Genomic DNA, 13,102 nt, shown 5'->3' with positions numbered 1-13,102 from the left:
ATTGCGCAGCATTGGCACGGCTGTAGAGCAAAAAAAATGAGCCTGACGTCCAGACCACTTCGGTCAAACGTCAGGCTCTTTTTGGTGCTTATGATTTTGATACCGTAAACACATCACTTGTTTTTCTCAAACTCTGGGAAACCCAGTGCAGCCATTTCCTTGGCAAACTGTTGAGGCGCATGCAGCTTCTCGACTGCCTGTTTGTAAACGGTTAACCCAGAGGCCCGTGGTGCTTTACGAAATACATATTTTGTCATGGACATCAATTCCTTCCATATACCACCATACCAAGTTGACCCGGGGTAGTGCAAGGAAAAGGCCGGAAAAGACGAACTTTCTTAATGTTGTGAGAAAAAGATGTGCTGAAGAGTGCCGCCATCCCAGAGGACATCCAGCCCGATCAAAATGTATACCACCGCAGTCACGTACCGGCCATATTTTTCCAGCACACCCGCCACCTTGGGAATACGACTGATCAAGTAACCGCTGAGACAAAACAGTGTCAGCATCACAATAAAGGTGACCAGAATCACCGGGATGATGCTGTGTTCAATTTGCGTAAACAGCGGCACATAGATCCCAATATTATCTGCTCCGCACGTCACGACGGTGATCAACGCCACTTTCAAAATAATACTGCGGTGCTTGCGCAAGGCGTCATCCACCTCACTATCGCTATCGTCATCGCCCCAAATCAGCAACTTGAGTCCCATTCCCACAGGAATCAGACCTAAGAGCCCTAGTAACCAAGTGGCCGGCACTAACCCCAACGCGAAGGCCAGGAGCAGACTTGTGCCGACTAAAATACTTGTTCCCAATAAATCGCCAAAATACACCAGCCAGCGCTGCTTCTTCGGAGTGCTGCCGAACACCACCATCAAAATAAGCAGGTAATCAATGGAAGTCGAGATATAGGCAGTCACACCCGTTATAATGGTCTTAATCATATCTGCATGTCCTCTCCTGATATGTTATCATCAACATATGAAGGATACAACATATGAAAGGAGAACACAATGGTCAAAACCGAACCACCAGTCACTCTCATTAAACCCGCCCAGCTCAAAGAAGCGGAGCGAATTTTTCGATTGCTGAGTCATCCCACTCGACTGCAAATGTTAGTTGCGCTGGAACAAAAGGAGTTAAACGTTAGCGAGCTGGTCGATCTATTGGGCTTGGAACAATCCGTGGCATCCCACCAGTTGGCCCAGTTGCGTAAGCACCAATTGGTGAGCGCTCACCGCGTGGGCAAGGCCAATTATTATCGGCTAGACGATCCCCATATTTTGGACATCATCAATGAAATGTTGGCCCATGCGGACCACGTTTCCCGGGGCAAGCCCCACGGGGAATAAGCCAGGCCTCATTTTTGACACCGTTTTCCAGCAATTGTATGGTTAATCAGGGGCGATTATTACCTATGAGAAAGGAGCGCTGCTTTGCATTATTTAATCGTGGAAGATGAACCGGTATTACAGCAAACCTTGGCGGCCTTCTTTCAACGCCAAGCCAAAGTCACGGCCGTGGGCACCCTAGCGGCGGCCACGGCGGCGGTACAAGCACACGACTTCGCCCTATTACTGCTGGATCTGGCCCTGCCTGATGGTGACGGGCTAGCGTGGTTGAAGGACTGGCGGCCGTTGCTGACTTGCAAAATTTTGGTGCTGACGGCCAATGATAGTGAAAATGCCGTACTGCAGGGATTAGCGCTGGCCGATGATTACGTCGTTAAACCGGTCAGCCTGCGGGTATTGCAGGCCCGCATCGCCAAGCTGCTGCCGCCAGCGGCCATCACTTATCACGGGGTAAGTTTGACATCGGCGACAAACACTGTCACTCGCTACGGTCAACGGGTCTCTTTAAGTGCCAACGAATACCGGCTGCTGGCCTATCTTTTTGCCCACCCGGATGCGATTTTGACGCGCGAACAAATCCTTGCCGCCGTGTGGGACCGCCAAGATGCGTTCGTCGAAGATAATACACTCACCGTGACAATCAAACGGCTGCGGCAAAAGTTGGAGGATGATCCAACTCGGCCGCAATTGATCAAAACTGTCCGAGGAATGGGGTACTTTTTAAATGGGCAAGAACAAAAGTAGGTGGTGGTGGGCACCGGAGACCCGCAGTGCCATAATCTTGGCAGGCGGCTTGTGGGTCTTTTTGGCGTTGTGCAGCACCCTGCTGTGGTGGTTGACCAATGTTCACATTGGGGTGCTGGTGGCCATCCTGATTTTAGCCGCCGTTTTGCTACTGGGGTGGGCCATCTGGTGGAGCCGGCGAGTCGGATTGCGACTGGCGGCGGCGAACGCACAATTGGATGCGGCCGTCCATGGTCGGGCAAATTACGCCATTACCCTGAACGACGAGGGCCTTTTTTCCCAACTCAATAACCAAATCTTCCACTATGTCCGGCAAACCGAGAGTCTGCGTGCAGATTTGCAGCGGGATCGGGACCACCTCACCCAAGCCATTACGCATATTGCCCATCAGTTGCGCACACCAATTGCCACGATTGAAAACCTGAGTGAACTGTTGACGCCGGCTAATGCATCAACCAGCCAGGCAGAATTGCTGCGGCAAAACGCCCGCTTAGCCCAGCTAGTGGAACAGTTAATTCTGTTGGCCCGAGTCGATACCCATACCCTCAGTCAGGAAAAACAAAATATTAGCGTGGATGAACTACTCAAATCAGCGCTGAATCCTTTATTACCTTTAATTTCCGCCAAAGATCTGGCCATTGACTGGCAGGTACCAGAACAGCTCACCGTGCGGGTCAACCCGGCACTTTTCCGCGAAGCCTTGGTGAACGTATTCAAAAATGCCAGTGAACACGCTCCGGCCCATTCGACAGTGACCGTGAATACGACGGATAATCCTCTGGTCACCACCCTGGCCATTACCAATCAAGGCCCTGCCATTGCGGCGGCAGATTTGCCCCACATCTTTGAGCGGTTCTACCGCGGCGCCCAGAGTAATCCTCATAACGTCGGCATTGGCCTGGCGATTGCGGCCGGCATTACCCAGGCCAGCGACGGCCGGCTGCAGGTGGCCAATACTGATGCAGGCGTGACCTTCACTTTTTCTCTTTACAAATAATCACCAGTCACTTCCCTGTCACTTTCAGTTGATATCCTGAAGACAGTAGAGAGGGAGGTCTTTATCATGTCGATCTTAACAGCCACCGATTTAACCAAGCAGTATTCCGCCGAAGAACTGCCCGCACTGGATCATGCTAATTTATCCATTGAAGCAGGGGAGTTCGTGGCGATCGTCGGGCCCTCCGGTTCAGGCAAATCCACGCTGCTGCACATGCTGGGCGGCGTGGATAAACCGACCAGCGGCACAGTCCATTTATACGATACAAATGTTTTTCAACTGAACGAGACACAACTCGCCATTTTTCGCCGGCGCCAAGTCGGTCTGATTTATCAATTCTATAATTTACTGCCGACCCTCACTGTGGAAGAAAACATCACGCTGCCCGCTGATTTGGATGGGCAAAAAGTGCCTGAAAAAGAGATCACCGAGCTACTAGCGATTTTAGGCTTGAGTGACAAACGCACGGCCCTGCCGACGACACTCTCCGGCGGTCAGCAGCAGCGAGTCGCCATTGGCCGCGCGCTTATTAACCACCCGGCGATTGTCTTAGCCGACGAACCCACTGGTAATTTGGATCAGCGCAACTCTCAAGACATCATGGATCTGTTGCGGGCAGCCAATACCAAGCGCGGCCAAACCCTAGTGGTGATCACCCACGATCCCGATATTGCGGCCCAAGCCGATCGGGTAATGACCATCACCGATGGCAAACTCACAGGGGGTGAGCCAGATGGGGATCATTAATCGACTTACTCTGCGCACGCTTCAGGGGGAAAAGGGCCGCACAATTTTGACCATTCTGTCCATGGGCGTGGCGGCAACACTGGCGGTGGCCAGTCTCGTCGGTTTTACCAGTGCCCAAAGCAGTCTGTATCACAAATCTATCCAGGATACCGGCGGGATGCAAGTGGCCATCAGCAATATTCCGCGGAAGAATGTCGCCAGCTTGGTGAAAAACGGCGGCTTTGAGAAAGTGGTCACCGGATCCAATCTCGGCACAGTCAAACCATTGTCAGGCATTACCGACTGGGAATCTGATCAACTGCCCACTTTAACGGGAATGGATCCAGTCGCCTTAAAAACCTTAGTCACTCCCATCCTAACGACGGGGCGGTTGCCGCGCACCACGTCTGAGTTACTGGTCCCCAGTAATGTGGGGATTAAGTACAAAGCTGGCGGGGTAGTCCGCCTCCAAACCATTAATGGCCCCAAAAACTTCACCGTGGTGGGTTCCGTCACTGGGTTCCATGATTTTGCTAATGCCTATACCTGGATCACCTATCAGAAGAATTTAGCCAATCGGCCAGCTTTAGTGGCCGGCAGCCTAAAAAATTTAAATCGGGTGCAGGCGAACATGACAGCATTAGCCAAACGCTATGGTGTGCCTGACCCGCTTTTGAACGTCCGATTTGCTGACCGTGCATTGGCATTACTTGGCGCCGGCAGTAATTTGCGGGATAAAGCGACGATTGTGACGTTGCTGGCCATCATGCTGGCCATTATCGGTATCGCGGCCGGCATGATGATCTATACCAGTATCAATCTCAGTGTCCGTTCCCGAATTCAGCGTTATGGTTTGTTGCGCTCTATCGGCGCGACGCCAAAGCAGATTCGAAAATTGGTCTACCGCGAAGGGGTCACCCTGATATTACCTGCGTTAGTGTTAGGGTACGCCGCTGGAATCGGCGGGATTTCTGTCACCATGGCCACGCTGAACCAGTATTTTACCAAGATGGAGATCGATATTCATCTCTACTTGGCGATCAGTCCGTGGCCGCTGGTCGGTAGTGCCCTGTTCATGATCCTGATTACTTTCTTAGCCAGTGCCCGTCCGGCAGCACGGGCGGCCGGGGTGAGTCCCTTAGCAGCAGTGCGGGATAATTTAACCACGCCAAAATTGCGCCGACGCCAATTAAAGCCGGGCATCTGGGGCCGCTTGGCGCCAACGCCATTAAGCCGCTTAGCCGTGAAAAATTACCGGCGCAGCGGCGGCGTCCGTTGGACAATGATTGCCACGTTGAGTATTTCTATCATGATCTTTGTGGGCTTTACGGAGTTTGCCCGGACCGTGCTGCGGGACGTGAGCAATGATTTTGACCCAGTGGCCGACATCTCGGGGGACGGCTACGCGACGCAAAGCATCGCCAAACCTTTGGCCCAATTAAAGACCACGCCCGGGGTGGCCGATGCCTTTGCCGCCAAGACGGCCGGGCTGGAATTGAGCAAACGGCCAACTGGTTTCCGGATGTCCGATATGACTGCTTGGATCGTGCCAGACCAAGTGCTGAAAAATCAATTTGATAAAAAGACCACTTTGATCTCCACAACGACCCGGGTCTACGTCAATGGGCAGCGACGGATCGACCGAAATTTACCGGCCAGCTTCCAAGGCGACCTGCAATTCAAAAAGTACGGGACCATCCATGTGGATCAAACCATTACGCCCAACAATATCCTTTACCGGACTGTGGGGGATGGATTGGTCATTTCCGAATCTCAATATGCCCGCATTACCAAGGACGTGAAGCTAGAATCCAAGGGCAATCCGGTGCGTTACGCAGTAACCCTCACAAACAAGAAAGATCACGCCGCCGTCTTCAAAGCGGTGCAACAAATATTCCCAGGTAATGGCTGGGATAGTATTGCGGGCGATCAAACCAACAAGGGCATCCTGACTGCGGCGCAACTGCTGGTTTATGGTTTTCTGGCCCTACTCAGCCTAGTCAGCCTGGCCAATATCATCAACCACATTTTTGCCAATCTGCTCCAACGACGGCGGCAACTGGCCATGCTCCAATCCATCGGTACCACCCCACCGCAAATTGCCGGGATGCTGGCCATTGAAAATGGTCTGCTACTCGTGGCCAGTCTCTTCTGGGGCAGTGTGCTCGGGACACTGTTAACCATGGTCCTGCTGAACCAATTGAGCGGTGTTTATCAAGTCGGATTCCGGCTGCCCTGGTTAGAAATTGGCATCGTCGCCGCGGTCCTCTTAGTCGTTTGGCTGATCTTCAATTTCGTCAGCTACCGGCTCGTCCGGCGCCAAGACATCGATCATTGGTTGCGGTTAAACTAAGCTTTGACAGGAACGATGAGAAAATTTTGGTCATAAAATGACACTTTTCTCAAATTGGTAGTTGACAGGTGCCGGTGAGTCCGCTAGTATCAATGCCAGACAGCTAAATAACTACCACGAAGAAATAGAGGTTGCGGATTCTATGAGTGCTCTGGAGTATGCGGATACGCTGAAGGAGCAGGAGGAGAAACCGCCGAAATGGGCAGTGTGCCGTGACACTGCGTGTTGGGGCCGTTGGGGAATACCCGCGGAACTGTCTTAACCGATTGGCTCACGCCGACTGATTAAGGAGCGCTATTCTGGTTCTTGCTTGATGAAGAATTAGTTTTAGGCCTTTGTTGAATTCTCTTGAATTTGACAAAGGCCTTTTTGGTTCTCTATTTCCCCTCGGTGGTAAACATTGAAGGGAGAGAATTAGCATGTCGCATTTATTTAGAAAATTCTGGGCCGTTTTCGCGGTTCTCGGACTGGGCTTCGGTTTGGCGGGGATGTTGGCCACACCGACCCAAGCCGCCAGCAAGGATAATGGTGAGTTTAAGGTTGGGATGGAAGCCGGTTATGCCCCTTTTAACTGGACCCAAAACGACAGCAGCAACGGCGCTGTGAAGATTCAAGGATCTTCTGAATACGCTAATGGCTATGATGTTCAGATTGCCAAGCGGATCGCCAAGGCATTAGGTAAAACCCCCGTCGTGGTGAAGACGGATTGGGACGGTCTGCCCCCAGCACTGACTTCTGGCAAGATTGACGCCATTATTGCGGGGATGTCCCCGACGCCTGAACGACGCAAAACGATTGATTTCACCAATACGTATTATGTATCAAATATGACGATCGTGGTTCGCAAGGACGGCAAATATGCGAATGCGACATCACTAAAAGATTTCAAGGGAGCCAAGATTACTGGCCAGTTAAGCACCTCTGATTACGACGCCATTTCGCAAATCAAGGGCGTGATCAAGGAGCCAGCCATGAACAACTTCCCGGCGATGCGGGCCGCGATTGAGTCCGGCACCATTGACGGGTATGCTTCCGAAGTGCCTGAAGGCAGTTCTGCGGAGGCCGCGAATCCCAATTTAAAGATGATCCATTTTGCTAAGGGACAGGGATTCAAGACTAATCCAGACGAAAGTGATTTGGCCATCGGGGTTCGTAAGGGTTACGAATACAAAGCCAAAATCAACGAAGTTTTGGCTGGTATTTCCCAAAAAGAACGGACTCAAATCATGAATGAGGCTGTGGCCAATCAACCTTCCACCGGGAACACCGGCAACTGGTTTGTCAGCTTGATGCAGCAATACGGCGGCATGCTCTTACGGGGCGTGGGGATGACCATTCTCTTAGCCGTCGTCGGTACGTTAGTTGGTTTCCTGATCGGTTTATTCGTCGGCATCATTCGGACGATTCCCCGGCCGCGTTCCACTGGCAAGCGTGGCTTGTTGCGCCTGTTTGATTGGTTACTGGCTGTCTACATTGAAGTCTTCCGGGGCACACCAATGATCGTACAGGCTGCTGTCCTCTACTATGGTTCAGCCCAGGCCTTACATTTAAGCATTGACCGCACCGCCGCCGCGCTGATTATCGTGTCGATCAACACCGGGGCCTATATTTCTGAAATCATTCGCGGGGGGATTACTTCTGTGGATGCGGGTCAATTCGAAGCCGCCAACGCGTTGGGCATGACTCATTTCCAAATGATGCGGAAAGTCATCCTTCCCCAAGCGGTGCGGAATTCTCTGCCCGCAGTGACCAACGAATTCATCGTGAATATCAAGGATACGTCGGTCCTGAGTGTTATCTCAGTTTCTGAACTGTTCTTCTCCGGGGAAACCATCGCCGGGCAAAACTTCCAGTTCTTCCACACTTACCTGGTCATTTCCGGTATCTACCTGATCATGACCTTCACAATTTCACGGGCCTTCCGCTTGATTGAAAAGCATATGGACGGACCGAAAAACTACAACGTAATGAATAACCAAATGCAAGTGGAAACACCGCGTATCGGTGGGGCTCCCAGAAAGGACGCAGAATAATGAAAGACGAAATGATTCTTCAGGTGCAAAATCTGCACAAGTCGTTTGGCGATCATGAAGTGTTGAAGGATATCAACCTGGACGTCCACAAGGGTGAAGTGTTATCGATTATTGGCGCGTCCGGGAGTGGTAAATCCACCCTGCTGCGCAACATTAATTTGTTGGAACAACCCACTGGCGGCGATATTCTTTTCCACAATCAAAGCATTCTCAGTGACGACTTCGATGTCACACTGTACCGGGCAAAGGTGGGCATGGTGTTCCAAAGTTTCAATTTGTTTGCCAATTTGGATGTCCTGCAAAACGTCATGGTGGGCCAAACTACGGTCTTGAAGCGCAATCCTGACGAAGCCAAGGACCACGCCATGGAACTGCTGGAAAGGGTTGGGATGGCGCCCTACGTCAATGCCAAGCCCAGCCAGCTCTCTGGTGGTCAGCAGCAGCGGGTGGCCATTGCCCGAGCGGAAGCAATGGATCCAGAAGTATTGTTGTTTGATGAACCGACTTCCGCGCTGGACCCCGAAATGGTGGATGAAGTGTTGAACACCATGTCGAAACTGGCCCACACGGGGTTGACGATGATCATCGTCACCCACGAAATGCAGTTTGCTCGCGATGTGTCAGATATTGTCTGCTTTATGAATGATGGCATTTTGGCGGAGAGCGGTACGCCGGAACAGATCTTTGAGCATCCGCAGGAAGCGCGGACGCAGGAGTTCTTGAAGCGGTATTTGAGCCGCGTGTAAGTGTAAAGAAAAATGGCTGCGACATGAGTTGTCTCTCGGTGTGCCGTGCCAAAGCTGCGCAATCTCCGGCTGAAATGGGTGGCGACGCGCAGCTAGTGCGTAGCCGCAGGCGAAGCTAGCTGTGACGGCGGTTTGAGCCCGCTAAGGAACGCGGTCTCAAACACGCCTAACGTCATCAGTGGCCAAAACCGGGCCACTGTGACGTTTCCACAGCTGAGCCCATTTCAGCCTACGATTGCTCCGCATTGGCACTAGCTATATCTGGATTCAAACTTATGTCACAGCCTTTTTTCTATACTGGATGGAGATTGGCTTGTTAACTTTCTAGGTTCCGGTATGATGGAGTCAATGTGCTTATGGAAAGTAGGGTTGTTGGTATGGTTGTGGCTGCTCATCGTCCCACTCGGTTGTTGATTTCACGTAAGGCGATTGCGCATAACTTGACGGTGGTGCGCCAAACGTCCGGCTGTCGATTTATCTTTATGGCCGTCAAGGATAACGGTTATGGCTTTGGCCTTTTGCCTGTGAGTCAGGCGGTGCTGGCGGGCGGCGCGAACGGCTTGGCCGTAGCCGTTTTGGATGAAGCACTGACCTTGCGCTCGGCGGGAATCACGGCGCCGATCCTCATCATGTCCTGGTTGGATGCGGCGTACGCCGGTGTTTGTGCCGATCAGCAGGTGATGGTCACCGTCTCCAGTTTGGCATGGCTCAAGGAAGCTCTGCCCTATTTGGATGGTCATCCACCATTGTTGGTGTCTTTGGCTGTAGACACCGGGATGGGGCGAATTGGCTGCCGGGAGCGCGCCGAAGCGGAAGCCTGTGTGGCGTTTTTACAGGCGCATCCGACTGGCTTTGTTTATCAGGGTCTCATGACCCACTTTGCGGATTCGGACACAGTCGAGACTGACTATTTTGAGCGACAAGTGACACGGTGGCATGTCATGACTGATGGGCTGGTCAAACCACCAATGGTCCATGTAGCCAACTCGGGCGCTGCCATGTATCATGCCGCCGAGGTGCCCACCGACGTGATTCGCATTGGCACTGTGGTTTACGGCATGGAACCGTCTGAGGGGACGATTCGACCGGATGACTATTTAGATCAGATTGAACGGTTGGAATCTGAATTGATCATGGTGAAAAAGTTGCCCGCGGGTGAAGGTGTCTCGTATGGGCATACCTACGTGACCCCAACTGATGAATGGGTCGGTACAGTGGCCATTGGTTATGGTGACGGACTGAGTCGGCGATTAAAGGGGTTCTCACTGCTGATCCACGGTGAGAAGTGTCCGATTATTGGTAATCTGACCATGGATGCATTGGTGGTTAAGTTGCCTGGCCCCTTGCCGGTACATACTAAAGTCACGCTGCTTGGTGAAGATGGCGGACAGCGGCTGACGTTGACGGATATGGCCCATCATACAGGGATTGCGCCGTGGGAGCTTTCGATTCGGTTTGCTGAGCGGCTGCCACGGGTTTTGGTGGATTGATTTTGATCGACAATTGCACAAAAAAGAGCAGTCAGCCTGAGAAATATTTTTCAGGATAGCTGCTCTTTTCTGATGACGATTAATTGAACCCCCGTGGTCCCCGACCAAATCCATTCGGAAAGTCGCGCCCGCCGCCTTGACGGAAGTGTTCCGCCCATGCCCGCATGCGATCGAATTGTTTGCCCTCCGGCCACTGGAAGTCCACATCCTCCGGTATGCCAGCATTCAATTTACTCAGCAATCGCAATAACTCGCTTTGTTCTTGCGCGCTTAAAGGTTGAAAGACTTTGCTTGGCAAGTCATTGGCAAACCTTGTCGTCGTGTGGACAAATTGATGTCCTTTATCAGTGACTGCGATCAGTTGAACACGTTTATCCGTGGGTGAGTCGTGCCGCTCAATGAAGCCAGCATCTTCCAGCTTTTGCACCAACGCACTCACAGAGCTGGGCCGAATATCCAGTGCATCGACAAAGTCACGATTGGTCAACTCACCCTTTTCAACCAGTAATTGTAGAACCCGCAATTGATTGGGCTGCTGATTTTGCTTTTCCCACCAGGAACTGACCATTGCGCCCCGAAAAGTCCCTTTTTGCATCAATGCGCGAAATGTTGTGAGTAGTTCATCTGCTATCTCTGTCAATGTTTCTTCCCTTCCTTAGGCCACTTGACCAAATTGATCTGCCACATACTGACGATAAACCGGGTGGCTGGCCACCAAGCTTTGATGCGTGCCACTGCCGGTCACAGTACCCGCTTCGATAAAGTAAATCCGATCCGCATTCACGATAGTGCTTAAACGGTGAGCAATAACAATGGTCGTGCGCCCTTTCATCAATTTATTCAGTGCTTTTTGTACCATCATCTCTGATTCTGCGTCCAAGCTAGCTGTGGCTTCGTCTAATATTAAGATCTGCGGATTGCGCAAGAATGCCCGAGCAATGGCCAGGCGCTGACGTTGGCCGCCAGATACTTTAATGCCGCGTTCACCCACTTCGGTGTCTAATCCGTTCGGCATTGCCTGCACAAAATCCTTAGCGTAGGCCATTTCTAACACCTGCCAAAGTTGATCGTCGGTGTATGCTTGTTTAGCCCCATAAGTCAAATTATACCGGATCGTACCCGTCATGATGGTGGCGTCTTGACCGACTAAGCCAATTTTATCGCGCCAATCCGCGATATTCACTTTACTAATGTCTTGACCGCCAATTGTGATTTGACCGGCATTAGGTTGGTAAAAGCGTTCCAACAAGCTGATAATTGTGGACTTGCCGCCACCAGAAGGTCCAGCAAAGGCAATGACTTGGCCGGGTGCAGCAGTGAAGGATACACCACGCAATACCGGGGTACCCTTTTCATAAGAGAAGTTCACGTTTTCCATCGCTAACGTGGCACCACTCACATCGGGCAACGCCTTACCAGTGCGCGGTTCTTCAGGTTCATTCAACAATTCATTGATACGTGCCGTGGAGCCACTGGCTTTCGCCACGTCTGTGAAGAATTGGCCTAGGGTGGTAAATGGGCCAATAATCTGGGTGAGGTACATGAGGAAAGCAAACAGTGTCCCCATGCTCATTGTCCCAGTGGCTACTCGACTAGCACCATAGGCCAGGACGCCGACGATCATTCCCATCATCAGCATGGTGGTAATGGGTTGCGCGATTGCATCATAGATCGCTTCTTTGACCCCTAATTTGTACAAGCCTTGAATCCGTTTGTTGCCCGTTTTACTCTCAACACTCTCTGCATTAGAAGACTTAACCAATCGGACAGCACCAAGTACATCAGCAGCCTCACTTGAAAAAGCTGCTAGATTGTCTTGGCGAGCAAACGCAATTTTTCGTGATTTAGTCGCAACTGGTAAAAAGACGGCGATGAATAGTGGCACAACCGCAAACATGATTGCCGTCATTTTCCAATCCATCAATAGCATTAAAACCAACGCACCCACCAGTTGCATGATGGAGGTAACCATCCGAGGGACTGAGTTTGCCAGCAAATCTTTGACCTGAGTCGAATCGTTGACCAGCCGGGAAGTTGTTTCGCCCGACTTGGTGGTGTCAAAATATTTGACTGGTAATGCAAGTAATTTAGCCCACAGTTTTGTCCTTAACTTGGCCACCACATCTTCGCCAAAGATTCCCAGTGATGCCCCGGAAATCGCACTGATGAACGCGGATCCGATGAACAGGATCAGGATCGTGATGATCATGGTCTGATTAATGGAATGGCCTAACTGGTTAATCAGTTTGCCCGCAAAGGATGGGACAAATAATTGCCCGGCTGTGGCGATGAGACCTAAGCCAAGGCCCAAGCCTAATTGCCAGTAATGGGGATAAATTGAGCCAATTAATTTTGTGAAATTTCGGATGTTGATTTTTTTAGGCCCTGCGCTATTTTGTGTGCGGGTGGCCATTGTTGATGATCGTTGCATAGAGTGCCTCCACTTTTGTATCTCGTCGATAAGGCGGGGAAATGTTCGTTAGCTTTATTGCTTCCTAACTAACAATTATGCAGTATAGTCGCTTAGTTAGATTCCGTCAACAGTAACTAACAAAAATTTCCGCACCCTCACGGACAAGATCGAGCGAGACGATATTTATTCAAAAGCGTGTCAGGTTGCTGCGCCGTCCTTACGAAATCCATACACTTGTTGCTTTT

Annotated in this window: 12 protein-coding genes and 1 riboswitch; of the genes, 8 read left to right on the top strand and 4 right to left on the bottom strand. The window is 51.3% G+C overall.

Annotated features, from left to right (window positions below):
* Positions 1 to 113 precede the first annotated feature (113 nt).
* A complete protein-coding gene (locus FD09_RS16200) occupies positions 114 to 257 on the bottom strand; it encodes a hypothetical protein (RefSeq protein WP_157053648.1) in 144 nt (47 codons plus the stop codon).
* 81 nt (positions 258 to 338) lie between these two features.
* Entirely contained in the window at positions 339 to 947 is a 609-nt protein-coding gene (locus FD09_RS02015; protein WP_057817746.1) for a cadmium resistance transporter, read from the bottom strand.
* A gap of 69 nt (positions 948 to 1,016) precedes the next feature.
* Between FD09_RS02015 and FD09_RS02010 the strand changes: the two genes are divergently transcribed.
* The 8 genes from FD09_RS02010 to alr all read left to right on the top strand — a co-directional run bounded on the left by FD09_RS02010 (position 1,017) and on the right by alr (position 10,444).
* Positions 1,017 to 1,355 carry an ArsR/SmtB family transcription factor gene (locus tag FD09_RS02010; protein ID WP_057817743.1) on the top strand — a complete coding sequence of 113 codons (339 nt, stop codon included), beginning with the start codon at positions 1,017 to 1,019 and terminating at the stop codon, positions 1,353 to 1,355.
* An 84-nt stretch (positions 1,356 to 1,439) separates the two neighbouring features.
* Positions 1,440 to 2,099: a response regulator transcription factor gene (locus FD09_RS02005; RefSeq protein WP_057817741.1), complete on the top strand. Its 660-nt coding sequence runs from the start codon at positions 1,440 to 1,442 to the stop codon at positions 2,097 to 2,099.
* Entirely contained in the window at positions 2,080 to 3,096 is a 1,017-nt protein-coding gene (locus FD09_RS02000; RefSeq protein WP_057817739.1) for a sensor histidine kinase, read from the top strand. Before FD09_RS02005 ends, FD09_RS02000 begins: the two co-directional genes overlap by 20 nt.
* 66 nt (positions 3,097 to 3,162) lie before the next feature.
* On the top strand, positions 3,163 to 3,843 hold the full coding sequence (locus FD09_RS01995; protein ID WP_057817737.1) for an ABC transporter ATP-binding protein: 681 nt from the start codon (positions 3,163 to 3,165) through the stop codon (positions 3,841 to 3,843).
* Positions 3,830 to 6,175 (top strand): ABC transporter permease, encoded by a 2,346-nt coding sequence (locus FD09_RS01990; RefSeq protein WP_057817736.1) that lies wholly within the window; start codon positions 3,830 to 3,832, stop codon positions 6,173 to 6,175. Before FD09_RS01995 ends, FD09_RS01990 begins: the two co-directional genes overlap by 14 nt.
* Before the next feature lie 117 nt (positions 6,176 to 6,292).
* A riboswitch (Lysine riboswitch) is annotated at positions 6,293 to 6,480 on the top strand.
* 114 nt (positions 6,481 to 6,594) lie between these two features.
* Positions 6,595 to 8,208 (top strand): ABC transporter permease subunit, encoded by a 1,614-nt coding sequence (locus tag FD09_RS01985; RefSeq protein WP_057817733.1) that lies wholly within the window; start codon positions 6,595 to 6,597, stop codon positions 8,206 to 8,208.
* Complete coding sequence (locus FD09_RS01980; RefSeq protein ID WP_057817730.1) at positions 8,208 to 8,954, top strand: amino acid ABC transporter ATP-binding protein; 747 nt, start codon at positions 8,208 to 8,210, stop codon at positions 8,952 to 8,954. Before FD09_RS01985 ends, FD09_RS01980 begins: the two co-directional genes overlap by 1 nt.
* 377 nt (positions 8,955 to 9,331) lie before the next feature.
* Positions 9,332 to 10,444 (top strand): alanine racemase, encoded by a 1,113-nt coding sequence (gene alr, locus FD09_RS01975; RefSeq protein ID WP_057817876.1) that lies wholly within the window; start codon positions 9,332 to 9,334, stop codon positions 10,442 to 10,444.
* A gap of 79 nt (positions 10,445 to 10,523) precedes the next feature.
* Here alr and FD09_RS01970 read toward each other — a convergent pair whose 3' ends face one another.
* The gene (locus FD09_RS01970; RefSeq protein ID WP_057817728.1) at positions 10,524 to 11,084 is read right to left on the bottom strand and encodes a MarR family transcriptional regulator; all 561 of its coding nucleotides are present in this window, start codon (positions 11,082 to 11,084) and stop codon (positions 10,524 to 10,526) included.
* Between the two features lie 15 nt (positions 11,085 to 11,099).
* Positions 11,100 to 12,875, bottom strand: coding sequence for an ABC transporter ATP-binding protein (locus tag FD09_RS01965; protein ID WP_057817726.1), 1,776 nt, complete (start codon positions 12,873 to 12,875; stop codon positions 11,100 to 11,102).
* Positions 12,876 to 13,102: the final 227 nt, after the last annotated feature.

The organism is Schleiferilactobacillus perolens DSM 12744, from assembly GCF_001435585.1.
In the GTDB taxonomy this organism is placed as follows: Bacteria; Bacillota; Bacilli; order Lactobacillales; family Lactobacillaceae; genus Schleiferilactobacillus; species Schleiferilactobacillus perolens.
The sequence above is the reverse complement of the archived record's forward strand: the minus strand, read 5'-3'. Positions and strand labels throughout refer to the sequence as shown.